General features: G+C 74.3%; 26 protein-coding genes. 10 read left to right on the plus strand and 16 right to left on the minus strand.

Annotation, left to right across the window (positions count from 1 at the left end; all coding sequences use genetic code 11):
• Positions 1 to 198 precede the first annotated feature (198 nt).
• Together ACTMTB_RS10595 and ACTMTB_RS10600 are read left to right on the plus strand one after the other, a co-directional pair.
• Positions 199 to 1,350, plus strand: coding sequence for a CAP domain-containing protein (locus ACTMTB_RS10595; protein ID WP_441144544.1), 1,152 nt, complete (start codon positions 199 to 201; stop codon positions 1,348 to 1,350).
• A 133-nt stretch (positions 1,351 to 1,483) separates the two neighbouring features.
• Complete coding sequence (locus ACTMTB_RS10600) at positions 1,484 to 2,365, plus strand: endo alpha-1,4 polygalactosaminidase (protein ID WP_441144546.1); 882 nt, start codon at positions 1,484 to 1,486, stop codon at positions 2,363 to 2,365.
• A 47-nt stretch (positions 2,366 to 2,412) separates the two neighbouring features.
• Here ACTMTB_RS10600 and ACTMTB_RS10605 read toward each other — a convergent pair whose 3' ends face one another.
• The 9 genes from ACTMTB_RS10605 to rsmD form a co-directional block, all read right to left on the minus strand.
• Positions 2,413 to 4,632 carry an MMPL family transporter gene (locus tag ACTMTB_RS10605; RefSeq protein ID WP_441144548.1) on the minus strand — a complete coding sequence of 740 codons (2,220 nt, stop codon included), beginning with the start codon at positions 4,630 to 4,632 and terminating at the stop codon, positions 2,413 to 2,415.
• Positions 4,633 to 4,844: 212 nt separating this feature from the next.
• Complete coding sequence (gene mutM / locus ACTMTB_RS10610; RefSeq protein ID WP_154943408.1) at positions 4,845 to 5,702, minus strand: bifunctional DNA-formamidopyrimidine glycosylase/DNA-(apurinic or apyrimidinic site) lyase; 858 nt, start codon at positions 5,700 to 5,702, stop codon at positions 4,845 to 4,847.
• Positions 5,695 to 6,510 carry a ribonuclease III gene (rnc, locus tag ACTMTB_RS10615; protein WP_441144550.1) on the minus strand — a complete coding sequence of 272 codons (816 nt, stop codon included), beginning with the start codon at positions 6,508 to 6,510 and terminating at the stop codon, positions 5,695 to 5,697. The genes mutM and rnc overlap by 8 nt, the downstream gene beginning before the upstream one ends.
• A 52-nt stretch (positions 6,511 to 6,562) precedes the next feature.
• Positions 6,563 to 7,537: a phosphate acyltransferase PlsX gene (locus tag ACTMTB_RS10620; protein WP_441144552.1), complete on the minus strand. Its 975-nt coding sequence runs from the start codon at positions 7,535 to 7,537 to the stop codon at positions 6,563 to 6,565.
• Between the two features lie 116 nt (positions 7,538 to 7,653).
• Positions 7,654 to 7,827 (minus strand): 50S ribosomal protein L32, encoded by a 174-nt coding sequence (gene rpmF, locus ACTMTB_RS10625; RefSeq protein ID WP_088646032.1) that lies wholly within the window; start codon positions 7,825 to 7,827, stop codon positions 7,654 to 7,656.
• A 5-nt stretch (positions 7,828 to 7,832) separates the two neighbouring features.
• Complete coding sequence (locus tag ACTMTB_RS10630; protein ID WP_357618590.1) at positions 7,833 to 8,396, minus strand: YceD family protein; 564 nt, start codon at positions 8,394 to 8,396, stop codon at positions 7,833 to 7,835.
• 109 nt (positions 8,397 to 8,505) lie between these two features.
• On the minus strand, positions 8,506 to 9,003 hold the full coding sequence (locus ACTMTB_RS10635; protein WP_154943401.1) for a hypothetical protein: 498 nt from the start codon (positions 9,001 to 9,003) through the stop codon (positions 8,506 to 8,508).
• A gap of 172 nt (positions 9,004 to 9,175) precedes the next feature.
• Positions 9,176 to 9,664 carry a pantetheine-phosphate adenylyltransferase gene (coaD, locus tag ACTMTB_RS10640; protein ID WP_210777900.1) on the minus strand — a complete coding sequence of 163 codons (489 nt, stop codon included), beginning with the start codon at positions 9,662 to 9,664 and terminating at the stop codon, positions 9,176 to 9,178.
• Positions 9,661 to 10,224 carry a 16S rRNA (guanine(966)-N(2))-methyltransferase RsmD gene (rsmD, locus tag ACTMTB_RS10645; RefSeq protein ID WP_441144555.1) on the minus strand — a complete coding sequence of 188 codons (564 nt, stop codon included), beginning with the start codon at positions 10,222 to 10,224 and terminating at the stop codon, positions 9,661 to 9,663. The genes coaD and rsmD overlap by 4 nt, the downstream gene beginning before the upstream one ends.
• A 316-nt stretch (positions 10,225 to 10,540) precedes the next feature.
• On the opposite strand from rsmD, the gene ACTMTB_RS10650 reads away from it, so the two are divergent.
• Together ACTMTB_RS10650 and ACTMTB_RS10655 are read left to right on the plus strand one after the other, a co-directional pair.
• Entirely contained in the window at positions 10,541 to 11,869 is a 1,329-nt protein-coding gene (locus tag ACTMTB_RS10650) for a cell wall anchor protein (protein WP_441144557.1), read from the plus strand.
• A gap of 229 nt (positions 11,870 to 12,098) precedes the next feature.
• Positions 12,099 to 13,043 carry a cell wall anchor protein gene (locus ACTMTB_RS10655; protein ID WP_441144559.1) on the plus strand — a complete coding sequence of 315 codons (945 nt, stop codon included), beginning with the start codon at positions 12,099 to 12,101 and terminating at the stop codon, positions 13,041 to 13,043.
• A gap of 852 nt (positions 13,044 to 13,895) precedes the next feature.
• Here ACTMTB_RS10655 and recG read toward each other — a convergent pair.
• Together recG and ACTMTB_RS10665 are read right to left on the minus strand one after the other, a co-directional pair.
• Positions 13,896 to 16,097: an ATP-dependent DNA helicase RecG gene (gene recG / locus ACTMTB_RS10660; protein WP_441144561.1), complete on the minus strand. Its 2,202-nt coding sequence runs from the start codon at positions 16,095 to 16,097 to the stop codon at positions 13,896 to 13,898.
• Positions 16,094 to 17,719, minus strand: a complete 1,626-nt coding sequence (locus ACTMTB_RS10665; protein WP_441144563.1) for a DAK2 domain-containing protein — start codon at positions 17,717 to 17,719, stop codon at positions 16,094 to 16,096. Before ACTMTB_RS10665 ends, recG begins: the two co-directional genes overlap by 4 nt.
• 215 nt (positions 17,720 to 17,934) lie before the next feature.
• Between ACTMTB_RS10665 and rpmB the strand changes: the two genes are divergently transcribed.
• Both rpmB and ACTMTB_RS10675 read left to right on the plus strand, forming a co-directional pair.
• A complete protein-coding gene (gene rpmB, locus ACTMTB_RS10670) occupies positions 17,935 to 18,126 on the plus strand; it encodes a 50S ribosomal protein L28 (RefSeq protein ID WP_088963534.1) in 192 nt (63 codons plus the stop codon).
• Positions 18,127 to 18,336: 210 nt separating this feature from the next.
• Positions 18,337 to 19,593, plus strand: a complete 1,257-nt coding sequence (locus tag ACTMTB_RS10675) for an ATP-grasp domain-containing protein (RefSeq protein WP_441144565.1) — start codon at positions 18,337 to 18,339, stop codon at positions 19,591 to 19,593.
• A 21-nt stretch (positions 19,594 to 19,614) separates the two neighbouring features.
• Here the strand turns inward: ACTMTB_RS10675 and ACTMTB_RS10680 are convergent, their stop codons facing one another.
• Positions 19,615 to 20,076, minus strand: a complete 462-nt coding sequence (locus tag ACTMTB_RS10680; RefSeq protein WP_441144567.1) for a GNAT family N-acetyltransferase — start codon at positions 20,074 to 20,076, stop codon at positions 19,615 to 19,617.
• A 22-nt stretch (positions 20,077 to 20,098) separates the two neighbouring features.
• Complete coding sequence (locus tag ACTMTB_RS10685) at positions 20,099 to 21,037, minus strand: thiamine-phosphate kinase (RefSeq protein WP_441144569.1); 939 nt, start codon at positions 21,035 to 21,037, stop codon at positions 20,099 to 20,101.
• A 122-nt stretch (positions 21,038 to 21,159) separates the two neighbouring features.
• Between ACTMTB_RS10685 and ACTMTB_RS10690 the strand changes: the two genes are divergently transcribed.
• Entirely contained in the window at positions 21,160 to 21,393 is a 234-nt protein-coding gene (locus tag ACTMTB_RS10690) for an Lrp/AsnC ligand binding domain-containing protein (protein WP_013284547.1), read from the plus strand.
• Positions 21,394 to 22,056 carry a DUF3515 family protein gene (locus tag ACTMTB_RS10695; protein ID WP_441144573.1) on the plus strand — a complete coding sequence of 221 codons (663 nt, stop codon included), beginning with the start codon at positions 21,394 to 21,396 and terminating at the stop codon, positions 22,054 to 22,056.
• Between the two features lie 112 nt (positions 22,057 to 22,168).
• On the opposite strand, the gene ACTMTB_RS10700 is transcribed toward ACTMTB_RS10695, so the two are convergent.
• Positions 22,169 to 23,269: a D-alanine--D-alanine ligase family protein gene (locus ACTMTB_RS10700; RefSeq protein WP_154943384.1), complete on the minus strand. Its 1,101-nt coding sequence runs from the start codon at positions 23,267 to 23,269 to the stop codon at positions 22,169 to 22,171.
• 151 nt (positions 23,270 to 23,420) lie between these two features.
• Positions 23,421 to 23,654: a hypothetical protein gene (locus tag ACTMTB_RS10705; RefSeq protein WP_154943382.1), complete on the minus strand. Its 234-nt coding sequence runs from the start codon at positions 23,652 to 23,654 to the stop codon at positions 23,421 to 23,423.
• 262 nt (positions 23,655 to 23,916) lie between these two features.
• On the opposite strand from ACTMTB_RS10705, the gene ACTMTB_RS10710 reads away from it, so the two are divergent.
• Positions 23,917 to 24,762, plus strand: coding sequence for a helix-turn-helix domain-containing protein (locus tag ACTMTB_RS10710; protein WP_154943380.1), 846 nt, complete (start codon positions 23,917 to 23,919; stop codon positions 24,760 to 24,762).
• A 4-nt stretch (positions 24,763 to 24,766) separates the two neighbouring features.
• Positions 24,767 to 24,967: a DUF397 domain-containing protein gene (locus tag ACTMTB_RS10715; protein WP_441144577.1), complete on the plus strand. Its 201-nt coding sequence runs from the start codon at positions 24,767 to 24,769 to the stop codon at positions 24,965 to 24,967.
• Between the two features lie 101 nt (positions 24,968 to 25,068).
• Here the strand turns inward: ACTMTB_RS10715 and ACTMTB_RS10720 are convergent, their stop codons facing one another.
• A complete protein-coding gene (locus tag ACTMTB_RS10720) occupies positions 25,069 to 26,112 on the minus strand; it encodes an ROK family protein (protein WP_441144579.1) in 1,044 nt (347 codons plus the stop codon).
• Positions 26,113 to 26,192 lie beyond the last annotated feature (80 nt).

The following is a 26,192-nucleotide window of genomic DNA, read 5'->3' on the forward strand; positions in this document are numbered from 1 at the left end:
TAGATCATCTCCACGTCTACCCTGTCACTTGCCGGGGGGCCGCAAGGCTCGGACACGCTCTGTCCGGACTCCTTAACTGTACGCCGGGAAATGTGCGTACGGTCACTACGTGAGTCGACATCGCCTTAACTCTTCCTTAGCCACGTTGCCGCAGTTCAGGGCGCACCCGTAGCGTCAGCGCGGCCCACAACCGACCCCGTGGAGGCGACAGGCGTGTACGGCTGGACCGACCCGATCGACCCGGACGGCGCCCCCCGGCGTCCGCAACCGCCCACCGACGAGCCGCCGGCCTGGCTGACCGACCGTCCCGAGCCGCGCTCGGCGTACCTCTTCGGCGACGACCCGGAGCAGCCGGGCGACGACCTGGCGGACGCCCCGACCGCGCAGTGGCGTACCGAACCGGACGACCGGGCGTACGCGTGGACCGACCGGACCCCGGCCGGCCCGCCGAACGGTCACCTCGACCCGGCGGCGTACCCGGACGCACCCGGTGCTCCCTTCGCGCCCGCCCCCGAGTTCGCCCCGCCCGCCGACTGGCGGCACGCCACCGGCAGCCTGCGGGCCGTCGACGCCGAGCCGTCGGCCGAGGGGCAGGGCCGGCACCGGCAGCGGAACCGGTTCCCGCGCCCGCTGGTCATCGGCGGCGCCGCCGCGGCCGCCACGCTGGTGGTGAGCCTCGGCGTGGGCGCCCTGGCGCTGGCCGGTGGCGACGGCGGAGCGGCCGACCCGGCCTCCGTCGACGACACCGTCGCCGCCGCCCCGCTGGCGCCGGACGCCGGGACCCCCGCCGACGCGCTGGCCGGCGCCGCCACCGCCTCCCCCACCGGCACGCCGACCACCGCCCGCCCGACCCCGTCGCCGAGCCGGACGGTCAAGCCGACACCCGCGCCGAAGCGGACCACGGCCGCGTCCCGGCAGAGCACCCGGACCAGCAGCGCGTCGACCCCGAACTCCGTCAGCCCCGGCGTCAGCAGCCAGAAACAGCAGGTCGTCGACCTGGTCAACGCCGAACGGGCCAAGGCCGGCTGCGGGAAGGTGAGCATCGACGACAAGCTGATGCTGGCCGCCCAGCGGCACAGCCAGGACCAGGCCGACCACCAGAACATGTCGCACGACGGCAGCGACGGCAGCGACGCCGGTGACCGGATCGAGCGGGTCGGCTACACCTGGCGCACCTACGGCGAGAACGTCGCCTGGAACCAGAAGACCCCGGCCGCGGTGATGGACGCCTGGATGAACAGCTCCGGGCACCGGGCCAACATCCTCAACTGCGCGTTCACCGAGATCGGCGTCGGCGTGGCCAGCAGCAACGGGCCGTACTGGACCCAGGTCTTCGCCGCACCGCGCTGAGGCGTACCGCGGGCGCCCCCGTCCACGACGCGACCGCGTCGTCGGCGGGGGCGCTCTCGTTTGACCGGGTGAGGTGCGCCGTGCGGGACGGCGCGGGGCGGTGTCGCGCCGCCCGACGACCCGGGAGCTGCCGATGCGGATCCGGCTGCCAGCGTCCGCGCGGCGGAGCAGGCCGCTGCCGAGCGCCGCGCGCCGGCGACCGCCGACCCGGCGCGGCGTCCGCCGGGCTCTGCCGGCCGCCGTCGCGCTCACCCTGCTGACCCCCGCCTGCCACACGCCGCTGGTCCCGCCGGGCGCGCCGACGCCGTGGCCGTCCGCGTACGCGCACCGGTGGCAGTGGCAGTGGCAGCTCGAGGGGCCGGTCGACACCGACGTCGCGGCGGACGTCTTCCTGCTCGACCCGGTACGGACCACCGCCGCCGAGACCTCCGCGCTGCGCGGACGGGACCGCCGGCTGGTCTGCCAGGTGCACGTCGGCTCATACGCCGGCACCGACCCGGACGCCACCCGCTTCCCGACGGCCGTGCGGGGCACCCCCACCGGCCGGGCGCAGCGCCGCTGGCTCGACGTACGCCGGTGGGACGTGCTGGAGCCGGTGCTGGCCGACCGGTTCCGGCTCTGCCGGGGCAAGGGCTTCGGCGCGGTGGCGCTGGCCGACGCCGACGGGTACGCCCACCGCTCCGGCTTCCCGCTCGGCTACGACGAACAACTGACGTTCAACCGGCGGCTGGCGGTGCTGGCCCGCTCCCTCGACCTCTCCCCCGGCCTGATGAACGACGTGGGCCAGGTGGCCGCGCTCGCGCCCGACTTCGACTTCGCGGTCGTCGAGGAGTGCGTCCGGCTGAAGGTCTGCGCCAAGCTGCTGCCGTTCGCCGATGCGGACAAGCCGGTCTTCCACGTCGAGTACACCGGGCACACGGCGACGTTCTGCGTGACCACCCTCGGGTACGGCTTCGCCTCCATCCGCAAGAACCGGTCGCTGGACGCCTGGCGCGACCCCTGCCAGCTCCCCTGACGCCGCGAGGGGCCCCTGCTGCGGCAGGGGCCCCTCGGCGGGGATTTTCAGCGGGCGCCGACCAGCTCCGGGGTCGGGGCGGGCGGGTCGGCCGGCGGGGCCGCCGCCTTCTGCCGCAGGAAGCGCGGGGCCCACCAGTTGGCGTCGCCGAGCAGCGTCATCAGCGACGGCAGCACCACCGCCCGGATGATCGTGGCGTCCAGCAGGATCGCGGCGGCCAACCCGACGCCGAGCTGCTTCATGTCGATCGTGCTGAGCGAGGCGAAGATCCCGAACACCCCGACCATGACGACCGCCGCGCTGGTCACCACGCCCGCCGACGAGGTGATCCCGTACGCCACCGCGTCGCGGTTCGACATGCCGGCCCGGACCCCCTCGCGGATCCGGCTGACCACGAAGACGTGGTAGTCCATGGAGAGCCCGAAGAGCACCACGAAGAGGAAGAGCGGCAGCCAGGAGACGATCGCCCCCATCGAGGTGAACCCGAGCAGCCCCTCCGCCCAGGTGCCCTGGAAGACCAGCACCAGCAGGCCGTACGCGGCGCCGGCGGAGAGCAGGTTGAGCACGATCGAGGTGAGCGCGACGACCACCGAACGGAACGTCAGCACCATCACCGCGAACGTCAGCGCCAGCACGAAGGCCATCACGATCGGCAGCTTCTCCCCGATGTGCCGGGCGTAGTCCTGGTTGCCGGCGACCTCGCCGCCGACCGCGTACTCGACGCCGGGGATGCCCTTGAGCGCCGCCGGCAGCAGGTCGTCGCGGAGCTCGTCCAGCGAGCGCGCCGCCTCGTCGGACCGACCGGCGTACGGGGTGGCCAGCTCCAGCACCGACACCCGCCGGTCGGCCGACACCTCGATCTTCGGGCCGTCCGCCTCGACCGGGGCGAACAGTGGGTCGGCACCGGCCCGCCCGGCCAGCTCGGTCAGCGCGGCGCGCACCCGGTCGGCCTGCTCGGCGGGCGCCCGCACGGCCACCTGGTGGCTGGTGCCGGTGCTCGGGAAGGCGGCGGTGAGCCGGTCGTACGCCTGCATCGCCGGCGTGGTGCGCGGCAGGTCCTCCATGCCGGGGAAGTTCAGCTTCATGCCCAGCGCGGGCGCGGCCAGGGCGAGCAGCAGCCCGACCGAGACGACCAGGGTGGCCAGCGGCGCCCGCAGCGCGGGGCGCAGCACGGCCGGCCAGAAGCGCGGCGTCGCCGGCCGACCGTCCGGCCCGGTACGCGGGGCGGTGAGCCGCCAGAGCAGCGGCACCCGGGGCCGGTCGACCCAGCGGCCGAGCTTGGCCAGCAGCGCCGGCAGCACGGTCAGCGAGCCGGTCACCGCGACCGCGACCACCAGGATCGAGCCGACCGCGAGGGACGAGAAGACCGCGTCGTTGGCGAGCAGCAGCCCGGCCATCGAGATGACCACGGCGAAGCCGGAGACCACCACCGCGTGCCCGGACGTCTCCGCCGCGATCTCCACCGCGTCGAGCCCGGAGCGCCCCTTGGCCCGTTCCTCCCGTTCCCGGCGGACGTAGAACAGCGAGTAGTCGACGCCGACGGCCATGCCGATCAGCAGGATCACACTGGCCGTGGTGTCGGTGGCCGGCACCAGGTGCGAGGCCAGGGTGGACAGCCCCATCGCGGCGGCCACCGAGGAGAGCGCCAGCAGCACCGGCACGCCGGCGGCGATCAGCGCGCCGAACGCGACGATCAGGATGGCCAGGGTGACCGGCAGGCTGAGCAGCTCGGCCCGCTTGAAGTCCTTGCCCAGGGTCTCGTCCAGCGCCTGGCTGATCGACGGCCCGCCGACCTCCTCGACGCGCAGCTGCGGGTGCGCCGCCTGGACCTCGGCGGTGGCGTCGCGCAGCGGCTGCACCCGGTCGGACGCGTCCTCGCGCTCGCCGGACATGGTGATCGGCAGCAGCAGGGCGTCGCCGTCGTGGGACGGCACCGGCGTGCCCACCGACGCGACCCCGGTGACCTGCCGGAGCCGGTCGGCGGCGTCGGCCGCCGCGCGCTTCGCCGCGGCCTGGTCCAGCGCCCCGGCCCGGGAGGTGATCAGGATGTTCTCGACCGCCGGGTCGGCGAAGTTCCCCTCGGTGACGATCGCCTCGGCGCGGCCGGACTCCCCCACCGCCTGGTCGGCGCTCGTCGCCTCCTTCATGCCGGCGGCGTTGCCCCCGACGAAGCACACCGCCACGAACACCACCCAGAGCGCGATCGCCCGCCACGGGTGCTCGGCGCTCCACCGCGCCACCCGCACCGTCACCGGTCTCCTGCCCATCTCCCGGGCCCCCCTCCACGCGTCGGCCCGCTGCCGACCGTGTCGACGCTAGGGACAACGGCGGGCGCGGACATCGGGGATCGGCCCCGGCTCGTCCCGGACGCGGCGAAGGCCGGCCGTGCGGGTGATCGGAGCGGACGGCCGGGCAAACCGGGCGGATCTGCGGGACGCCGGGGGACGGCACACCGGCGCAACCCCGAGCCGGCTCGGGGTCACCCCTTCAGGGCGCCGCGGGGCCGCGGCTGACACCGCGGACAGCTGAACGACGACCGGTTCATGAACGACTCGCGCCGGATCGGCGTACCGCACCGCCGGCAGGGCTCACCCTCCCGGCCGTACGCGTTGAGCGACCGGTCGAAGTAGCCGCTCTCGCCGTTGACGTTGACGTAGAGCTCGTCGAAGCTGGTGCCGCCCTGCTTGATCGCCTCGCCGAGGACGTCGCGGACGTGGCCGAGCAGCCGGGTGGCCGCCGGCGCGGTCAGCGCGTCGGTCGGGCGGGCGCCGTGCAGCTTCGCCCGCCAGAGCGCCTCGTCGGCGTAGATGTTGCCCACCCCGGAGATCAGCGTCTGGTCCAGCAGCGCCCGCTTCACCTCGGTACGCCGTCGCCGCAGCGCCGCGACGAACCCGGCGTCGGAGAACTCCTCGTCCATCGGGTCCCGCGCGATGTGCGCGATCTCCGCGGGCAGCTCGGCGCCGCCCTCGCTGACCGAGAGGCCACCGAAGGTGCGCTGGTCGACGAAGCGCAGCTCCGGACCGTCGTCGGCGAACCGGAACCGGACCCGCAGGTGCAGCTCGTCGGCCGCCGCGATCGGCTGGAGCAGCAGTTGGCCAGACATCCCGAGGTGGCCGATCAGGGCGTCGCCGCTGTCCAGCGGGAGCCAGAGGTACTTGCCGCGCCGGCGCACGTCGGTGACCGTCCGACCGGTCAGCACGTCGGCGAAGTGGCCCGCGCCGGGGACGTGCCGCCGGACGGCGCGCGGGTGGCGTACCTCGACCGAGGTGATCCGGCGGCCGGTGACCCACTGGGCCAGGCCCTGCCGAACCGTCTCGACCTCGGGCAGCTCAGGCACGCCCCAGCCCCGCCTCGGCCGGGTCGGTGGCCGCTCCGGCCTCCGCCGCCGACCGCTCGGCCTGCTCCTTCTCGGCCCGCTCGGCCTGCTCCTTCTCGGCCTGCTCGGTCAGCTTCCGCCAGGCCGCCTCGGCCGCCCGCTGCTCGGCCTCCTTCTTGCTGCGCCCCTCGGCCCCGCCGTAGCGGTTGCCGGCCACCACCACCCAGGCCGTGAAGGTCTTGAGGTGGTCCGGCCCGGTGCCCTCGATGCGGTACTCCGGGACGCCCAGCCCCAGCGCGGCGGTGAGCTCCTGGAGGCTGGTCTTCCAGTCCAGCGCGGCGCCCCGGCCGGCCGACTCCGCCATCAGCGGGTCGAAGAGCCGGTGGATGACGATCGCGGCGGTCTCCAGGCCGTACTGGAGGTAGATCGCGCCGAGCAGCGCCTCCAGGGTGTCGGCGAGGATGCTCGCCTTGTCCCGGCCGCCGGTGCTCTCCTCGCCCTTGCCCAGCAGCAGGTACGCGCCGAGCCCGTCCGGCCCCAGGCCGCGCGCCACGTCGGCCAGCGCGCGCATGTTCACCACGCTGGCCCGCAGCTTGGCGAGCTGCCCCTCGGGCAGGTCCGGGTGGTTGCGGAAGAGCGCGGTGGTGATCACCACCCCGAGCACCGAGTCGCCGAGGAACTCCAGCCGCTCGTTGGTGGGCAGGCCACCGTTCTCGTACGCGTACGAGCGGTGGGTGAGCGCGCGCTCCAGCAGTTCGGGGTCGAGCGTCACACCGAACGCCGCCTCGAGGTGACCGACGGGAGCACGCCGCCGCTTGTCGTTCGTCATGTGCCTACCTCTTCGTTCGGGACTGCCGGGGGCGCGAACCCCGTTCTCGCGCTCACGGGCGTACCTCGTCGATGCGGTCCACGGCCGGCGACCCGACGGCGGCGCCGTCGAGCAGCGCGCGGACCCGGTCGCTGGCGCCCCGCCGCCACAGGTGGGCGGCGAGGGCGATGCCGGAGGCCACGTCCTCGGCCCCGGCGGCGCCGTGACACACCACCACCGTCCCGGCCACCCCGAGCAGGGCCGCCGCGCGGGGGGCACCGCCGCCGGCGGGCGGGCCGCCGGCCATCGCGTACGCGCCCTCGATCGCCTTGAGCAGCACGTTACCGGTGAACCCGTCGGTGACCACCACGTCGGCGCGCGCGCCGAGCGCGACGTCGTACCCCTCGACCAGGCCGACGTAGCGCGCCCCGCAGGGCAGCGACGCGGCGGTGAGCAGGGCGTCGGCGGCCTTGCGGGGACGGTCGCCCTTGCCGGCCTCCGTGCCGACCGAGAGCAGGCCGACCCGGGGCCGGTCGACGGCGTGCGCGACCGCGGCGTAGGCGGCACCGAGCACGGCGTGCCGGGCGAGGGTGAGCGGGCGGGGTTCCAGGGAGCCGCCGACGTCGAGCAGGACCACCGGGCCGGCGACGGCCGGCAGGGTGGCCACCAGGGCCGGCCGGCGGACGTCGGCCCAGCGGCCGAAGCCGAGCGCGGCGGCGGAGACGGTGGCGCCGGTCGAGCCGGCGGAGACCAGCGCGTCGGCGGCACCGTCGCGGATGGCGGCGACCGCCGCGCGGACGGTGCTGTCGGCGCGCGGCGCGTGGTGCGCCGGGCCGGCGGCGGCCCGCACCGGGCGGACCGTCGTCCGGGCGCGCTGCGCCGGGGTGAGGGCGTCCGTCACCGCGGCCGCGACCTCGGTCGGGCCGACGAGCAGCAGGTGCAGGTTCGGATCGGCGCGTACGGCTCGCAGAGCGCCGTCAACCACGACGGCGGGGGCATCGTCCCCGCCGAGGAGGTCAACGGCGATCCGCGCGGTGCCCGGCTCCATCGGAACGCCGGCCGGAGCAGGCCGGCCGGCGTCGGAAGGAGCCGGGGCACCGGGCGATCGCCAGGGTGCGCGCGCCACCCGACCCGTGGTCGGGGGCGTCACTCGGCGTCCAGGTCTCAGACCTCGAGGACCTGGCGGCCGTTGTACGTGCCGCAGACGGAGCACGCGGCGTGCGGCAGCTTGGGCGACTTGCACTGCGGGCAGGCCACGGTCGCGACCACGGCCGCCTTCCAGTTCGCCCGGCGGGACCGGGTGTTGCTGCGCGACATCTTGCGCTTCGGGACGGCCACGGTTCCTACTCCTCTGTACGGTTCAGTTGCGACAGGCCCGCCCAACGCGGGTCGATCTGCTGGTGGCTGTGGTCGACCGGCAGATCGTCCCAGTGCACCCCGCACTCGGGGCACAGTCCTGGGCAGTCCTCCCGGCAGAGCGGGTTGGTCGGCAGCGTCAGCACCACCGCGTCCCGCAGCGCCGGCTCCAGGTCGATCAGATCGCCCTGCATCCGGCCCACCTCGTCCTCGTCGGTCGTGTCGTCCGTGGTGCTGTTCTCGTACGCGTACAGCTCCTGGATGTTCACGACCACCGAGTCGTTGATCTCGCGCAGGCACCGGCCGCACTCGCCCCGGACGGGACCGCTGATGGTCCCGGAGACGAGCACGCCCTCGGACACCGACTCCAACCTCAGGTCGAGGTCGAGGTCCGCGCCCTCCGGCACGCCGATCAACTCCACGCCGAGGTCCGCCGGTGCCGAGGCGACCCGCTTGACCGTACGCAACGCACCAGGCCGACGCGGCAGGTCCCTCGTGTCGAGGACCAGCGGCGACCTGGGATTGAGTGTCGATGGCGAGTGTTTGGGCATAGTCAGACTCCGGCCGGTGAGAGGCCGACAAAAAAGGTTACCTGGGCGACCGCCCCAGCGTCGAACCGGGGGCGACCCCCGCCCCGAGTGTCGGCTGGTGAGGTGCCGCTCAGAAGGGTAGCGGGCGTTCGGCCTCGTCCCCACCGAAGGTGCCGATCTCGCGCAGCGCGTGCATCTTGTCCCGGCCGCGCTCGATCGAGGCCAGCGCCCGGGTCAGGAACTGCTCGAAGTTGGCCAGCGCCGTGTCGACGTAGTCGTCGACCTCGTCGCGCAGCCGCTGCGCCTCGGCCCGGGCCTCCGCGATGATCCGGGCGCCCTCGTGCTCCGCCGAGACGGTGATCTCGTTCACCGACACCAGGCGGGCGTGTTCCGCCTCACCCTCGCTGATGATCCGGTCGGCCTCCCGCTTGCCGGCCTCCATGATCTTGTCCCGCTCCTCCAGGAGCGCGGCGGCCCGGCGCAGGTCGGCGGGGAGTTCGGCGCGCAGCTCGTCCAGGACCGCGATCATCTCGCCCCGGTCGACCATGCAGTTGTTCCGCGACATCGGTACGGAGCGGGCCTGCTCCACCATGGCGATCAGTTCGTCGATGCGATCGAGCGGGTCCACCGGTACCTCACTCCTGTCGTTCGTCGGCCGACCTACATGATGCGGGTTACGGCCGGGTTCCCGCTCCACACATGATGTCCTGCGCGGGCGAGCCCCGCCCGATCCACCCCGGCGCGGCGCGTCGCGACGCGCCGCCCGCCGGTTCCGGCGGGCGGCGGTGCGTGGCGAGGTGTCAGCCCCGGTGCTCCGGGCCGAGCCGGGCGACCAGCTCGTGGCGCACCACGTCCGGCACGTGCGCGGAGATGTCGCCACCCCACTTCGCCACGTCCTTGACCAGGCTGGAGGAGAGGAAGGAGTAGAGCGGGTTGGTCGGCATGAACAGCGTCTCGACCCCGGCGAGGCCGATGTTCATCTGCGCCATCTGCAACTCGTAGTCGAAGTCGCTGACCGCCCGCAGGCCCTTGATCAGCACGCTGGCCTCCTGCGCCCGACAGAAGTCGACCAGCAGGCCACGGAAGGACTCGACCCGGACGTTCTCGTACGAGGAGGTCACCTCGCGGAGCATGTCGATCCGCTCCTCGACGGTGAACAGGCCACTCTTCGCCTGGTTCACCAGCACGCCGACGATCACCTCGTCGAAGAGCCGGCTGGCCCGTCCGATGATGTCGAGGTGTCCGTTGGTGACCGGGTCGAACGAGCCGGGACACACCGCACGTCTCATGATCGGCGACCGTACCAAAGGGTGGTCTCGCCGTAACGGCGACTGCGCTCCGCGGTGACGCCCTCCACCCACTCGACCGGGCCGGTGCGGCTGGAGCGCTCCACCACCACCAGGGCTCCGGGGGCCAGCCAGTCGTGTTCCACCAGGGCGGCCAGCATGGCGGTGATCTCGGCGTCGGGCACCGCGTAGGGCGGGTCGGCGAAGACCACGTCGTACGGCTCGCCGCCCGGCCCGGCCGCGAGCACGCCGGCCACCTTGCCGGTGACCAGCCGGGCGGCCGGGGCGGCCCGGAGCGCGGCGACGTTCTCCCTGATCACGCGCGCGGCGCGCGGGTCGGACTCGACCAGCAGCACGTGCTCGGCGCCCCGGGACAGCGCCTCCAGCCCGACCGCGCCGGAGCCGGCGTACAGGTCGGCGAAGCGGGCGCCGGACAGGTCGATCTCGGTCTGCACCGCGCTGAACAACGCCTCGCGGACCCGGTCGGAGGTGGGTCGGGTGCCGGCGCCGGGCGGCGCGGCGATCCGCCGGCCGCCGAGCGTGCCGGCGACGATCCGGGTCACGGTCTACCCCTGCTCATGGAGATGACGCTACGCGACGGCCGGGTCGGCCCGGCCGACACGGTGCGTCCCGGACGGGTACCTCCATGATCACTGCCGGTATATCAATGATCTCAGATTCATAACATGATCCTTAGCTCCTCCTGAGCGTTGTAACGCCGACGGCGATCCCTTTAGGGTCGGCCGGGTGCCGGCGACGCTCCGCCGGCCGCGCGGCGCCGGGGAGCGCGCCGTCACGGGCCGTGCCGCAATGCGACCGGGACCAGAGCCACCGCCACCCCACGCCGCACCCTGACGCATCTTCACCCCGGGAGTACGCGTGATCCGTCCCCAGCCGTCGCTCCGGCGACCGCTCGCCGTGGCCGCCGCCGCGCTGGCCGGCCTCGCCACGGCCTTCGCCCTCACGGCGCCGGCGAGCGCCACCAACACGTCGCCCTCGCCGTCGGCCTCCCCGACCGTGACGGCCTCGCCGAGCACGCCGACGCAGCCGGCGCCGAACTGCGTCAAGGCCGACGACGCGAAATACACGCACACCTTCGACGGCCCGAAGGGCGAAGCCTCGATCACCCTCACCAACGGCCCGCTCTGCCCGGGCGAGCAGCAGGAACTGGCCCTGGTGTCGTACGTGACGCCGTCGGCCACATTCGCCGTGCCGCAGTACGTGCTCGACAAGTCGATCAAGAAGTTCGTCGGCGTGGCCGACGGGGAGCTGGGTGTGGCCACCCTGGACTTCCGGGTCGAGGTGCCGAACTGCCACACCCAGGTCGACTTCCTCTTCGGCAGCACGATCATCGACCCGCTCACCGACACCAGCGACCGGTACGGCGACCGCAAGGTCGGCAGCTCCGCCGGCATCGGCGCCCGGTCCACCGGCCCGAAGGGCTGGTACAACGGCGGCTCGGGCAGCTGCTCGGCGGCGCCCGAGGTGATCGCCGAGTCCGACTGCCAGGGCAGCGTCGAGCTGACCCTGGTCAACCGGACCGGCAACGCCGCGGCGACCTTCGCCGTCACCGGCAGTAGCGGCTTCACCGAGACCGTCACCGTGCCCATGCGCAAGATCGAGACCCGGAAGCTCAACCCCGGGCAGGCGCAGGAGATCACCGTGACCGCCGCGGGCATGAAGAACTTCACCGGCGGCTGGCAGAAGCCCGAGGACTGCCAGCAGCCCGAGGTCGGCGCGCCGGACGCCGTCTACGAGTCGACCTGCGACGCGATGACCTTCCGGATCAGCAACCCGGAGGACGGCGCGACCGTCACCTCGACCTTCACCCCGAGCAAGGGTGAGGCCAAGACGCTGACCGTCGAGCCGGGCCGTACCGGCTCGGTCAGCTTCAAGGCCAGCAAGGGCCTGACCGTGACGGTGACCGGCGACCTGGACTCCGGCGGGCCGCTGGCCTGGGAGCAGCCGAAGGACTGCGCCGAGGGCGGCGCTGGCGGCGGTACGCCCGGTGAGGGCCTGCCGGTGACCGGCGCGGCGGCCGGCGGCATCGCTGCGGGCGCGCTCGCCCTGCTGGCGGCCGGCGCGGTGCTCTTCGTCGTGGCCCGACGCCGCCTGATCCACTGTGGTCGCCTGAGGGCGCGCCGACCGACCGGTCGGCGCGCCCTTCGCATATCGATCGTCCACCATGGAGGCGCAGTCGTCCGGTGACGCTCGGTCCATCGATGATCTCGAAACGGCAACAACAACCTCCGGCGGCGGGAGCGTTCACTACCCGTCGGTACAGTCACCCGGCGCGCTCGCGCTCGCGCGGACGCGCCGCGATCCCGAGGAGGTCGCGCTGAGCCACGACCGCTCGGTCCCGCACGACCGCTCGGTCCCGCCGGCTCCCGCCTCCCCGGCCGCACACCCCGCGAATCTCCCCCCGTCAGGAGTACACGTGAACCGCCTGAAGTTCCGGCGCGTCGCGGCGATCGCCGCTGGCACGCTGATCGGCCTCGCCGGCGTCGCCACGGTCGCCGGACCCGCGATGGCCCACCACCCCGAGCCCTCGGGCACCTACTGCGCCGCGCCCGACGGCAAGATCGTCGTCAGCTGGACCGTCGGCAACAGCGAGACCGACCTCGCCGGCACCATCACCAAGCTCGAGTCGACCGTGCCGGGTAGCTTCACCGGCGCGCTGGCGCTGAACGCGGTGCTGCCCAAGAAGGGTGACGGCCCGCTGACCGGCACCCAAGCGCACACCTTCACCGGCGCGCTGCCGGAGCTCAAGCTGACCGTCGAGGCCCGGTGGGAGCGGGGCGACCGGATCATCACCGAGGAGCGCACGGTCGTCGCGCAGCCGGCCGGCGACTGCGCCGCAACCGAGTCGCCGTCGCCGAGCGCGCCGACCACGCCGGAGCCGACCAAGTCCCCGGAGCCGACCAAGTCCCCCGAGGTCACCCCGTCGCCGTCGACCACCAGCCCGACCGCGACGCCGTCGAGCACGCCGAGCGCGCCGGAGGAGCCGGTGTTCCGGCTCGAGGAGACCTGCGACGAGATGACCTTCATCGTGGAGAACCCGGCGAAGGGCATCCCCTTCACCGCCACGCTCACCACCGAGAAGGGCGTTACCAAGAAGCTCGAGTCGACCCCGGGCAAGACCAGCTCGGTCACCTTCGACGCGTACCAGGGCCTGAAGGTCACCGTCTCCTACGACGTGGTCGAGGGCTCCGAGACCATCGAGTACACCCAGCCGAAGAAGTGCGACGAGGGTGAGGGTGGTGGCCTGCCGGTCACCGGCGCCGCCACCGGTGGCATCGCCGCCGGCGCCGTCGTGCTGCTGGCCGCGGGCGCGATCCTGTTCGTGGTGGCCCGCCGCCGCCGGGTGCGCTTCACCGCCTGAGCACCACCTGCCTGAAGCCGAGGGCGCGTCGACCGACCGGTCGGCGCGCCCTCGCACCGTTCCCGCCCGCCCTGTTGGATCCGCGGCAGCGCCGGCTGGGGCTCAGCTCGACCGGTGCCCACGCCGGCCGGCGCGGTCAGCACGGACAGCGCGGGCGGCGCGGACAGCGCGGACAGCGCGGGCGGCGCGGACAGCGCGGACGGCGCGGACAGCGCGGACGGCGCGGCGGTGCGGGCGGCGCGGCGGTGCGGGCGGTGCGGACAGCGCGCGCCCGACGCCCGGTCCTCGCGGCCTGCCGGACCCGTGGGGCTACGTCACCCCCTGCGCGTCCTTTGGAGCTGATGACGTGAACGATTCAGCGCGGCAGGTGCGGGGCGATGCCCGCGGCCCGGCGTGGGAACGAGTGGCCAAGCGGCGCGCGGAATAGCCACGCTTTCCGCGAAAGTGCACGCCGGGGGGCGGCGTGAACTCACGCTGGGTGATGAGGGGCGCGGGCGTCGGCCTCCCCCGTGCACCCGCCAAAATCCGCACACGGTAAGAGAGAGACGCACGTGGTGCGGCTCACCCCGCCGGTCCACCAGCAACCCCGCGGCACGGCAGGGGGTGGTCGAAGCTGGCCGCCAAGGGGCGCGGGGCGAGGGCGAGGAAGGCCGCCGTGAATCGTCTACGTCATCAGCTCGAAAGGACGCGCAGGGGGTGACGTGGCCTCGCCCCGGCGGGACGGACCGACAGCCCGACGATTCGGCAACGCCCGGGCCCACACCCCGCCGGGGCGCGCAGCCGCGCGGCGCGCATCCGCGCGGGACGCAGCCCCGCGGGACGCAACCGCGCGGGAGACGCTACGCCCGGTGGTCAGCCCTTTTCCAGGTACTCGGCGCGTTCCTCGTCCACCAGGGCGGCGACCGACGCGGCCAGCGCCGGGTGCCGGTCCAGCTCCGGGTCCTCCTCGACCAGGGCGATCGCCTCGGCGCGGGCGTCGCGGATCAGGTCGGTGTCGCGCAGCAGGGACAGCAACCGCAGGTGCGAGCGGCGCCCCGACTGGGTGGCGCCGAGCACGTCGCCCTCCCGGCGCTGTTCCAGGTCCAGTTCGGCCAGCTTGAAACCGTCCGTGGTGGAGGCCACCGCGTCCAGGCGTTCCCGGGCCGAGGACCCCTCGGCCGCCTCGGTCACCAGCAGGCAGAGCCCGGGGGCGGTGCCCCGACCCACCCGGCCACGCAGCTGGTGCAGCTGGGAGACGCCGAACCGGTCGGCGTCCAGCACGATCATCACGGTGGCGTTCGGCACGTTGACGCCGACCTCCACCACGGTGGTGGCGACCAGCACGTCCAGGTTGCCGTCGGCGAAGGAGCGCATCACCGCGTCCTTCTCGTCGGCGGGCAGCTTCCCGTGCAGGACACCGATCCGCAGCCCGTGCAGCGGCCCCTCGGCGAGCAGCGGCGCCACCTCCGTCACGGCCAGCGGGGGCCGCCGCCCGTTGTCGTCCTCCCGCGGCGGCTCCTCCTCGCTCTGCGGGCCCTCGCCGATCCGGGGGCACACCACGTACGCCTGGTGGCCGGCGGCGACCTCCTCGCGCAGCCGGCGCCACGCCCGGTCCAGGAAGGCCGGTTTCTCCGCCGCCGGCACCACGTGCGAGGCGATCGGCGAGCGGCCCTGCGGCAGCTGGGACAGGGTGGACGTCTCCAGGTCGCCGTAGACCGTCATCGCCACCGTGCGCGGGATCGGGGTCGCGGTCATCACCAGCACGTGCGGCGGCTGGTCGGCCTTGGACCGCAGCGCGTCGCGCTGCTCGACGCCGAACCGGTGCTGCTCGTCGACGACCACCAGGCCCAGGTCGGCGAAGTCCACCCCCTCGTAGAGCAGGGCGTGGGTGCCGAGCACGATGCCGGCCCGCCCCTCCGCGACCTCGGTCAACGCCCGCCGCCGGGCCGCCGCCCCGAGCGAACCGGTGACCAGCTCCACCCGGGTGGCGTCGTCGGCCGCGCCCAGCTCCCCGGCCGTGGCCAGCGGGCCGAGCAGGTCGAGCATGCCCCGGTAATGCTGCGCGGCGAGCACCTCGGTCGGGGCGAGCAGCGCCGCCTGCCCCCCGGCGTCGACCACCTGGAGCATGGCCCGCAGCGCCACCACCGTCTTGCCGGAACCCACCTCGCCCTGCAACAGCCGGTGCATGGGGTGCGGGGTGGCCAGGTCGGCGGCGATCTCGACGCCGACGTCGCGCTGCCCGGAGGTCAGCTCGTACGGCAGCCGGGCGTCGAACGCGTCGAGCAGCCCGCCGGGCTTCGGCGGGCGGGGCCGGGCCGGCCAGGACGCCGCCCGGTGCTTGCGCTGCACCAGGGTGAGCTGGACGGCGAACGCCTCGTCCCACTTGAGCCGGCGGCGTGCCCGGTACAGCTCCTCCTTGCTGGAGGGGCGGTGGATCTCCCGCAGGGCGGCGCCGATGCCGACCAGGTTGCGCCCGGCCCGCACGGTCGCCGGCAGCGGGTCCTCCGGCGGAGTGAAGGTGTCCAGCACCACCCGGACGCAGCGGGCGATCACCCAGGTCGGTACGGCCGCGGCGGCCGGGTAGACCGGGATCAGCGCGCCGGCGAACTCCTCGATCTCCTCGCTCGCCGCCGCCTCGCCGTCGGTCGACTCCCCGAGGAGCTGGTATTCCGGGCCGTTGAGCTGCCGCTTGCCCCGGAACTCGGTGACCTTGCCGGCGAAGAGCCCCCAGCGCCCGGGGCGCAACTCCCGCTCCCGCCACGCCTGGTTGCCGAAGAAGGTCAGGGTGAGCACGCCGCCGGAGCCGTCGCCGACGGTGACCTCCAGCAGGTTGCCCCGGCGCTGGCGCATCGGCCGCACCGCCGTGCGCTGCACCTGGGCCAGCACGGTGACCTGCTCGCCCACGTCGAGGGAGCGGATGTCGGTGTGCTCGCCGCGCTCGTCGTACCGGCGGGGGAAGTGGTAGACCAGGTCGCCGGCGGTGTGCAGGTCGAGGTGGCTGGCCAGGGCCTTGGCCGTCTTCTCCCCGACCAGCTTCTTCAACGGCGTGTCCACCGTGGACGCCTCGGACGTCATTCGACCCCCACCAGGAGCGGATAGTGCGGCTGGCCGCCCGGGTACGCCTGCACCTCGACGAACGGCCAGCGCCGGCCGACGTGCGCCCGCACCGCGTCGGCGAGACCGTCCGGGGCGTCCGCGCCGGTGAGCAGGGTGACCAGCTCACCACCGCCGCCCAGCATCCGGTCGACCACCGCGGCGCAGGTGTCGACCAGATCGGCGCCGATCAGGTGCACCTCCCCCTCCACCAGCGCCAGCACGTCACCGGGGCGGCAGGGGCCGGCCACGGTGAGCGCCTCCCGGCTGGCGTGGCACACCTCGGCGTACCGGCAGGCGCCGGCGGCCTCGGCCATCGCGATCACGTCGTCCTCGAAGCGCCGCCGGGGGTCGCGCACCGCGAGCGCGGCCAGCGCCTGCACCGGCGAGCGGGTCGGCACCACGCTGACCTTGATGCCCAGCCGGTGCGCCTCCTTCGCGGCGGCGCTCGCCACGGCCTGGGTGTTCGGGTCGTTGGGGAGCACCACCACGCGGGCCGCGTCGGTGGCGCGGATCGCGTCCAGCAGCTCGCCGGTGGACGGGTTGCCCGGCACGACCGTGGCGCCCTCGCCGGCGAAGAGCTCCGCGATGCCCGCGCCGGCCGCGACCACCACGGCCGCCCGACCGGCGGCGGACGGGCCGGGCCGGGGCGCCGGCGCGGTCTGGTCGGCGAAGCGGGTCACCGAGATCCGGTACGGCCGGCCGGCGACCACGCCCGCCTCGACCGCGGCGCCCACGTCGTTGACGTGCACGTGCACGTTCCAGGTGGTGGAGGCCGCCGGTGAGGCGCCGTCGCCGACCACCACCAGCGAGTCGCCCAGCCCGGCCAGCTCGGCGCGCATCCGGGCCACCGCCTCGTGGTCGGCGTCGAGCAGGAACTGCACCTCGTACGCGTACTCGTCGGAGCCGGCCTCGCGGACGGTGGTGAGCGGCGGGCGGACCGCCCGGGTCACCGGCGCCGGCCGGGGTGGGCTCTCCCCGGTGATCACCTCGACCAGCGCGTCGAGCAGCAGGCAGAGCCCCCGGCCGCCGGCGTCGACGACGCCGGCCCGGGCCAGCTCGGGCAGTTGCTCCGGGGTGCGGGCCAGGGCGCGGGCGGCCTCGCCCGCCGCCGCCCGGGCCACCGTGCGCAGGTCGTCGCTGTCGGCCTGCTCGGCGGCGGTCGCGGCGGCCGCGACCACGGTCAGCAGTGTCCCCTCCACCGGGCGGGCGACGGCCGCGTAGGCCGCGTCGGCGGCGACGCGCAGCGCGACGGCCAGCTCCCGGCCGGCGACGGCCGGGACGGGGGCGAGCGCGTCGGCCAGGCCGCGCAGGATCTGCGACAGGATCACCCCGGAGTTGCCCCGGGCGCCGAGCAGCGCCCCGCGCGCCATCAGCCGCAGCGCGTGCCCGTGCGCGGTGGGCGCGTCCGCCGGAAGGGTGTCGAGGTCCATCGCCAGCGCCTGCTGGGCGGAGGTGAGGGTGAGCACCATGTTGGTGCCGGTGTCGCCGTCGGGGACGGGGTAGACGTTGAGCTCGTCGATCTCGCCCTGGTGGCACCGCAGCGCGCTGAGCCCACCCGCGCACCAGCGGCGCACCGCGGCGGCGTCGAGGGTGTCCAGCACGGCCAGAAGCCTACTGTCGCGCACCGACACCCGCCCGGGCCGGACGGCCCGCCCCGGCGTGTCTCCCGCGCCCGCCGTGACGGTGGCCCGGCTCACAGCCGGCCGGTCCCTCCGGGGCGGTTGGTCGGACACCCCGTTCATCGGGTAACCTGGCCAGGTTGCCCGGGCAGCGCCTGCCGGCGACCTCATGAACGTATCAATCCCAGGAGTATCCCGTGGCTAGCGTGTGCGACGTCTGTGGCAAGGGGCCGGGCTTCGGCCACAACGTGTCCCACTCGCACCGGCGGACCAACCGCCGCTGGAACCCGAACATCCAGTCGGTGCGTACCCCGGCCGGTGGCGGTAACACCAAGAAGATGCAGGTCTGCACCTCGTGCATCAAGGCCGGCAAGGTCACCCGCGCCTGACGCGGTAACGCCTCCAGCTCGAACATTCGCCAGCACCGGCGGGCCGTGACGGTCCGCCGGTTCTGTCGTGTCCGGGGCCGTTCGCCGCACCGGTGACCGGTCCCCGACGACTCTCTCGACCAGCCCCGGGCGCCCGGCTACGGTCTGCCTGCGCCGCCCGACCGACCGGTCTCCGGCCTCGGCGCACCGACGCCGTACGGAGGACGACCGGTGGACCTGGACCTGGGCCGCGACGAGCTGATCTTCATCGGCGCGGCGCTCGGCATGCTGCGCTGGCTCGACGAGCAACTCCCGCCCGGCGCCGTGGTGCTGGTGGAGGAGCCCGACGTCATCCACCGTCGGGAGGTCGCGGCGCTCGCGGCCGACCTGCCCGTCGTCTCGCGGGTGGTGCCCGCCGAGTACCAGACCGGGCTGGACGTCGACGCGCTGCTGGCCCGGGAACCGGGGCTGGCCGCCGCGCGGCTGGTGGTGCCCGGCATCGAGTACGCCGTCCCGGCCGCCGCCCGCCTGGCCGACCGGCTCGGCCTGCCCGGCGCCGGCCCGGAGGCCGCCGAGGTCTTCGCCGACAAGCACCGGATGCGGCAGGTCGCGGCCGGGGCCGGGCTGCCCAACCCGGCGTACGAGCTCGTCGGCACGCCCGAGCGGGCGGCGGCCTTCGCGGAGCGCTTCGGCGGCCGGTGCGTGCTGAAGCCGACCCGGCGTTCCGGCAGCCTGGGCGTGCAGTTGATCACCGAACCGGCGGCGATCGCCGCGGCCTGGGCGTCGACCGCCACGCCGGAGGAGCCGCCCGAGGCCACCGACCGGGGCCTGCCCACCGAGGTGCTGGTCGAGCAGCTGGTCGTCGGCCCGGAGCACAGCGTCGAGCTGCTGGTCGCCGACGGCGAGGTGTGCTTCGCCAACGTCACCGACAAACGGGTGCTGCCGGGCCCCCGACCGGTCGAGACTGGTCACACCGTGCCGTCGGCCCTGCCCGCGACCGCCCGGGCCGAGCTGGTCGAGGTCGCCACCCGGCTGGCGGCGGCGGCCGGGTTCCGCACCGGGGTGCTGCACAGCGAGTGGATCCTCGCCGACGGGGTGCCGACCCTGGTGGAGTGCGCCGCCCGACTGCCCGGTGACATGATCGCCGCGCTGGTCTCGGTCGCGTACGACTGCGGGTTCATCCCCGCGTACCTGCGGCTGCTGCGCGGCGAACGGCCCGCGCTGCCGGCCCGCCCGGCGGGCGCGGCGGCGGTGGAGTTCCTGCTCGCCCCGCCCGGCACGGTGACCGCGGTGACCGGCGTGCGCGCCGCGCTGCGGGCGCCCGGGGTGCTCAGCGCGCAGGTGGACGTCGCGGTCGGCGACACCCTCGGCGAGGTGGTCTGCTCGGCCCGGCGCAGCGGTCTGGTGCTGGCCTGGGGCGACGACCCCGCCGAGGCGACCCGGGCCGCCCGGCACGCGGCGGGGCTGGTGGAGATCAGCGTCGGCTGAGACCGAGCCCGCCGGGCCGGGTCAGAGGGTACGGCCGAAGGAGAGGCAGCCCGGCGCGTCGGCGTAGAAGCCGAAGTTGGGGATCCGCTCGTACCCGGCCGAGGTGTACATGCCGATCGCCTCGGGCTGCTTGTCGCCGCACTCCAGGATCATCCGCTTGCGCCCGTGGTAGCGGGCGGACTCCTCGACGGCGGCCAGCACGGCGCGGGCCACCCCGCGGCCCCGGGCGGTCGGGGCGGTGTACATCCGCTTCAGCTCGGCGGTGTCGTCGCCGTGGCTGCGCCAGCCGCCGCAGCCGACCGGTTCGCCGTCGAGGTACGCGACCAGGAAGGCGCCCTGCGGTGGGACGAACTCGCCCGCGTCGACCGGCGTGTCGTCGCCGCTGCCGCCGTACCGTTCGCCGAGGTCGGCCAGGGCCGCGCTGATCAGCGACCGCGCCACCGGCGAGTCGAAGGCCAGCGGGCGAATCTCGATCTCACTCACGGGTGAAGGGTACGACCACCCCTTACCGGAAGTGGTCCCAGCCGCCCCGACCGTCGTACTTCTCACCGTCGACGGTGACGCCGGCGCCCGCCACCACCCGGCCGACCGGCCGCCACTCGTCGGGCAGGGCCACCGAGCGCGGGAAGGTCGCGGCCAGCGCGTGGTCGTCGCCCCCGCCGAGGATCCACGAGTACGGGTCGACGCCGAGCGCCTGCGCGGCGTCGCGCATCTGCCGGGGCACCTCGAAGGCGTCCCGGTGCACGTCGAGGCCGACCCCGCTGGCCTTCGCCACGTGCCCCAGGTCGGCCACCAGCCCGTCCGAGATGTCGATCATGGAGGTGGCGCCGAGCCGGGCCGCGTGCGGGCCGGCGGCGTACGGCACCTCCGGCCGCCGGTACGCCTCGACCAGCAGCCGGGGCGTGCGGAACCCGCGGGAGAGCACGGTCAGCCCGGCCGCCGCCCAGCCGCTGCGCCCGGCCACCGCCACCACGTCCCCGGGCCGCGCCCCGGAGCGCACCACCGGCGCCCGGCCGCCGAGGTCGCCGAGGGCGGTGACGGCGATGGTCAGGGTCGGGCTGGCGGACATGTCCCCGCCCACCACGCTCGCCCCCACCGTGGCCGCCTCCGCGGCCAGCCCGTCGGCCAACTCCTCCGCCCAGGCCGTCTCCAGGTCCGCCGGCATGCAGAGGGCGACCAGCAGCGCGGTCGGGGTGGCCCCCATGGCGGCGATGTCGGCCAGGTTGGCCGCCGCCGCCCGGTGGCCGACGTCCCGCGCGCCGGACCAGTCCCGCCGGAAGTGCCGCCCCTCGACCAGCACGTCCGTCGACGCGACCACCCGCGCGTCCGGGGCGGCCACCACCGCGCCGTCGTCGCCCGGACCGAGCAGGCAGCCCGATCCGTACGTCAGCCGCGCGGTCACCCGGTCGATCAGGCCGAACTCCCCGAGACCCCCGACACTCATGCCACTCCCTCGCCGCGCTCGCTCACTGCTTCCCCTCGACCACCGATAGGGATCACGCCTGCTCCGTAAGGTACTTTCACCCTTCGGGCCGCCCACGGGCGGCGACGGACGGAGGTCGAGTCGTGGTACAGGCGTACATCCTCATCCAGACCGAGGTCGGCCGGGCGCGTGACGTGGCCGGGCTGATCGCGGACCTTGCCGGCGTGGTACGGGTCGACGCCGTCACCGGGCCGTACGACGTGGTGGTGCTCACCGAGGCGAACACCGTCGACGAGCTCGGCAAACTCATCGTCAGCAAGGTGCAGATGGTGCCCGGCATCACCCGCACCCTCACGTGTTCGGTGGTGCGCCTGTAAGTGGACGAGATGACTTCCTCCCCGACCGCCGGCGCCGAGCCGGCCGAGCAGACCGTCAGCCGCAAGCCGGCCGCGCCGACCGCCGCCCGCAAGCCGGGCTGGGACCGGTCGACCCGCCGGGCCGCGCTGGTCGCCACCCTGGTCGCGGTGCCGGTGACGGTGGCCGTGGCCGGCTTCACCTTCGCCAAGCTGGCGCCGGACACCCCGGCCGCCGCGCCCAGCCCCACCGCCACCACCGCCCGCCCGCAGTCCACCACCCCGGTCGAGATGGCCGCCCCGGCGCTGGCCGCCCGGCCGGCCACCGTCTGCCGGGCGCTGATGTCGCAGCTCCCGCCGTCGGTGCGGGACCTGGCCCAGCGGCCGGTGACCGCCGGCGCCGAGCAGAACGCCGCGTACGGTGATCCGGCGCTCACCGTGGCCTGCGGCGGCGCCGAGCCGGCCGTCCCGGCCACCGGCGACGTCTGGACGATCAACAAGGTCTGCTGGTACGCGGCCGAGGAGGCCGACGCGACCGTGCTCACCACCGTCGACCGGGAGACCGCGGTCCGGGTGACCGTCCCCCGCGCGTACGAGCAGCCGTTGCAGTGGATCGCCCCGCTCGCCGACGCCGTGGTCGCCTCGGTCCCCTCCGCCGGCGACACCCCCGCCGGCTGCACCGCCTGACCCCCCGCCCCACGCCCCACTCGGGCGCACTTTCTGAGAAAGAGTGGCCATCCGCGCCCGGATGGCCACTTTTTCCGTGAAGTGGGCGGATCTTGAGCGGGGTGTGCGCGGGTCAGCGGGGGCCGGCGTTGCGGTGCAGGGCGGTGCGGATGAGGCGGTTGACCAGCTTGGGGTACTCCAGGCCGGAGGCCGCCCACATCCGGGGGAACATCGACGTCGGGGTGAAGCCCGGCATCGTGTTGATCTCGTTGAGGTAGACGTCCAGCTCCGGGGTGACGAAGAAGTCGACCCGGGCCAGGCCGGAGCAGTCCAGCGCGGTGAAGGCCCGGGTGGCGTACTCGCGCACCTGCCGGGTCACCTCGTCCGGCAGCCCGGCGGGGATGTCGTACTCGCAGGCGTCGTCGATGTACTTGGCCTCGAAGTCGTACCAGTCGTGGCCGGAGACCACCCGCACCTCGGCCAGCACGGACGCCTCGGGCGCGCCGCCGGCCTCGCCCTCCAGCACCCCGCACTCGATCTCCCGGCCGACGATGGCGCCCTCGACCAGCACCTTGGTGTCGATCTCGCGGGCGGTGGCGACCGCCGCGTCGAGCTGCGCCCAGTCGTCGACCTTGGTGATGCCGAACGACGAGCCGGCCCGGGACGGCTTGACGAAGACCGGCAGGCCGAGGCGCTGCTTGTCCTGCTCGCTGAGCGTCATCCCGTTGCGCAGCACCGCGTACGGGCCGACCGGGATGCCCTCGGCGGCGCAGAGCTTCTTGGTGAACTCCTTGTCCATCGCGGCGGCGGAGGCGAAGACGTTCGCCCCGACGTACGGGATGTCGGCCATCTCCAGCATGCCCTGGATGGTGCCGTCCTCGCCGTACGCGCCGTGCAGCACCGGGAAGACCACGTCCACGTCGGCGAGCGCCCGGGGCCCCTCGGTCGGGTCGAGCACCATCAGGCCACCCGCGGTCGGGTCGGCGCGGAGCACCACCTCGGCACCGGAGCCGGCGGTGATCTCCGGCAGCTTGCGGTCGCTGATGGCGAGCCGGGCCGGGTCACCGCTGGCCAGCACCCACTGCCCCTGGCGGGTGATGCCGACCGGCACCACCTCGAACTCGTCGGGGTCCAGCGCGCCGAGCACGCTGCCGGCGCTGACGCAGGAGATGCCGTGCTCGGGGCTGCGGCCGCCGAAGACGATCGCCACGCGGGTCTTGCCTGGGGTGGTCACTGGGTCACCTCTCGGTACGCGACTGCGGAGCCGCCAGCGGCGCTCACCCGGTCGACCTTACTGTGGGTGGCGGCGCGCCGAAGGTGATACCCGGGAGGACGCGTACGTCCCTCGCAAACGGTCACCCGTACCGATACGGTGCGTAGTCGACTCAGTCGCCTCCGACGCTGACGGCGCCGTGCCGGCGGCCGACGGCGATGACCTTCACCCGCTGCCGCCCGGCGCGCACCATGCCCAGCGCCATGAACGCCCCGGCGATCCGGTCGGCGGCCTCCCGGCTGCTCGCACCGACCACCTGGCGGCGCCGCTCGGGGGCCCGTCGCTCGTCCCGGACCTCGCCCTCGACGGGGCGGACGTCCGTGAGCACCACGAGGAAACGGGTCATCGCCGCTCGCCCTGCCATCCGGTCAGCCTCATCCCGCAGTCCCTCCGCGATGGACGGTGGCGGTGGCACGTGGCGATCGGGTACGGGGGAGTAAACCCGATCGCCACGCGCCCCATCCCCTCCGGTCGCTCACCATCGCCGTCGCCACGACAACCGTTGGTGAGGACGCCATCACAGATTGACAGGTGGACACGCGTGAATGCAACTCTCATCGACGTTCTCTCATGCACACGTTCCCGTGAACATATGTCACCATCGACGTATGGCTCCGAAGACCGCCCGGGCCCGCCGGCTGGGCATCGCCCTGCGCACCCACCGCGAGGCCGCCGGCCTGACCCTCGAGGCCGCCGCCGACGAGATCAACAGCACCCGCAGCACCCTGTCCCGCTACGAGAACGCCCAGACGCTGGTCAGCCCGGCCACCGTGCGCGCGCTGCTCAGCCTCTACGGCGTCGGGTCGGACGACATCGCGGCGGCGGTGCAACTGGCCAAGGACACCCGTAAGCCCGGCTGGTGGGTGCCGTACTCGCACCTGCTGGACAAACGCACCATCGACTTCATCGCCCTGGAGGCGGAGGCGACCGGCATCGCCAACTTCGAGCCTTCGGTGGTGCCCGGCCTGTTGCAGACCGCGGACTACATCCGGGGCGTGATGCGCGGCGGGCCGCACACCCTCGGCGACGACCAGGTCGAGCAGCGGGTGCAGCTACGGCTGGACCGGCAGCAGCGGATCACCGCCGACGACCCGCCCATCTTCGACGCGATCATCGACGAGGGCGCGCTGCTGCGCCCGGTCGGTGACCGCTCGGTGATGGAGCGGCAGCTGCACCACCTGCTCAAGATGGCCGAGCTGCCCAACGTCACGGTGCAGGTCATCCCGCTGGCGGCGGGCTACCACCGGGGCACCCGCGGCTCGCTGCACATCCTCGAGTTCGCCGACCCCGAGGACCCGATCATCGCCTCGGTGGAGACGGTCGCCGGGCAGATGGTCCTCGACCGGCCGGGCGACCTGCGTACCTGCACCAAGATCATGGAACACCTGCGGACCGTCGCGCTCAGCCCGACGGACAGCCGCGACCAGCTCCTGCAACTGTTGAAGGGACGGTAGGACCATGACACCGACGATCAGCGCGGCGCTGGCGACGGCCAGCTGGCGCAAGAGCACATACAGCGGGGACCAGGGCGCCTGCGTGGAGCTGGCGACCGTGCCGGACCTGGTGGCGGTCCGCGACTCGAAGGACCCGGCCGGCCCGGTGCTGCTCTTCCCCCCGGCCGCCTGGGCCGCCTTCGCCACCGCCCCACCCCACGCCTGACCCCGGCCCCACCCATCGGGTTGGTCACGAAGTTCGCGTCCCGGATGGCCCGATCCGGGACGCGAACTGGAGTGGTCAACCCGGTGGGCCGCCGGGGTGGGTCAGGCCGCCAGGGTGGGCTGGGGGGCGGGAGCGGCGCGCAGCGCCTCCAACGCGGCGATGGCGACGCCGCGCGCGCCGGCCATGTCGCGGTCGGGCACCAGGGCGAAGGTGGCCACCGCCGCCTGCTCGGCACGGAGCACGGTGTTCTCCCGCACGGTGGCCAGAAACCACTCCCGGAACTCCGGCGCCGCCTCCACCACCCCACCCCCGACGAAGTACGCGTGCGGGTCGGTGAAGTTGGCCGCGATGGTGAACAGCCGACCGAGCGCCGCCGCCTGCTGGGCGAAGACCTCCCGGGCCAGTTCGTCGCCGCGCTCGGCGTACCCCCGCAGCAGCTTGGCGGCCCGGTCGGCCGGCTCGGCGGCGAGCGGGTGGTCGGGGTGGCGCCCCAGCCAGAACGGCAGCAGGCTGCGCCGGATCCCGGTCAGCGAGGCGATGCTCTCGGCGTCCCCGACGAAGCCGCAGGCGCAGGTCGGCTCCGGCTGGCCGGGAGCGAGCAGCCCGGCCAGCGGGATGTGCACGTGCCCGAACTCGCCGGCCATCCCGGCCGCGCCGGTGACCACCCGACCGTTCTCCACCACACCGCCGCCGAGCCCGGTGCCGACGATCGCCGACACCGAGGACCGGACCATCGCCTCCGCTCCGAAGTGGACGTGGTGGGCGTAGAGCGCGGCCGCGTTGCCGTCGTTGTGGTAGACCACCGGCAGGCCGAGCCGCCGCTCCAGCGCGCCGCGCACGTCGTACCCGTGCCAGGCCGGCTGGGCGAAGTTGGTCGACCCCCGCGAGGAGATGACGCCGGTCGCGCTGGCCGGTCCCGGCGTGTCCAGCCCGACCGCCCGCACCAGCTCGCGGGGCACGCCGGTGTGCGCCAGGACGCCGTCCAGCGCGCGGGCCAGCGCCTCGATCGCCGCCTCCGGGCCGGCCTGGACCTCGCTGGGGATCTCCAGCAGCCCGTCGACCAGAAACCGGCCGTCCAGGGTGAGCACGGTGGCGTTGTCGCTCGTGCCACCGTTGTCCAGACCGACCACCACCGGCACGTCCACGCTGCCACCGCCTCCCGCCCGACCTTGGAACGAGGCTAGTTCCCGTCTTTCGCCCCCGCCATGCCGCGAACGGCCATCAC

Source organism: Micromonospora sp. L32 (assembly GCF_052068055.1).
Lineage (GTDB): Bacteria > Actinomycetota > Actinomycetes > Mycobacteriales > Micromonosporaceae > Micromonospora > Micromonospora purpureochromogenes.

Coding starts and splice junctions, on each gene's coding strand:
- ACTMTB_RS10600 (WP_441144546.1), top strand. CDS start 1,484: ATGCGGATCCGGCTGCCAGCGTCCGCGCGGCGGAGCAGGCCGCTGCCG.
- ACTMTB_RS10605 (WP_441144548.1), bottom strand. CDS start 4,632: ATGGGCAGGAGACCGGTGACGGTGCGGGTGGCGCGGTGGAGCGCCGAG.
- rnc (WP_441144550.1), bottom strand. CDS start 6,510: ATGACGAACGACAAGCGGCGGCGTGCTCCCGTCGGTCACCTCGAGGCG.
- ACTMTB_RS10620 (WP_441144552.1), bottom strand. CDS start 7,537: ATGGAGCCGGGCACCGCGCGGATCGCCGTTGACCTCCTCGGCGGGGAC.
- ACTMTB_RS10630 (WP_357618590.1), bottom strand. CDS start 8,396: ATGCCCAAACACTCGCCATCGACACTCAATCCCAGGTCGCCGCTGGTC.
- coaD (WP_210777900.1), bottom strand. CDS start 9,664: ATGAGACGTGCGGTGTGTCCCGGCTCGTTCGACCCGGTCACCAACGGA.
- recG (WP_441144561.1), bottom strand. CDS start 16,097: ATGACGTCCGAGGCGTCCACGGTGGACACGCCGTTGAAGAAGCTGGTC.
- ACTMTB_RS10685 (WP_441144569.1), bottom strand. CDS start 21,037: ATGAGTGTCGGGGGTCTCGGGGAGTTCGGCCTGATCGACCGGGTGACC.
- ACTMTB_RS10705 (WP_154943382.1), bottom strand. CDS start 23,654: ATGACCCGTTTCCTCGTGGTGCTCACGGACGTCCGCCCCGTCGAGGGC.
- ACTMTB_RS10710 (WP_154943380.1), top strand. CDS start 23,917: ATGGCTCCGAAGACCGCCCGGGCCCGCCGGCTGGGCATCGCCCTGCGC.
- ACTMTB_RS10715 (WP_441144577.1), top strand. CDS start 24,767: ATGACACCGACGATCAGCGCGGCGCTGGCGACGGCCAGCTGGCGCAAG.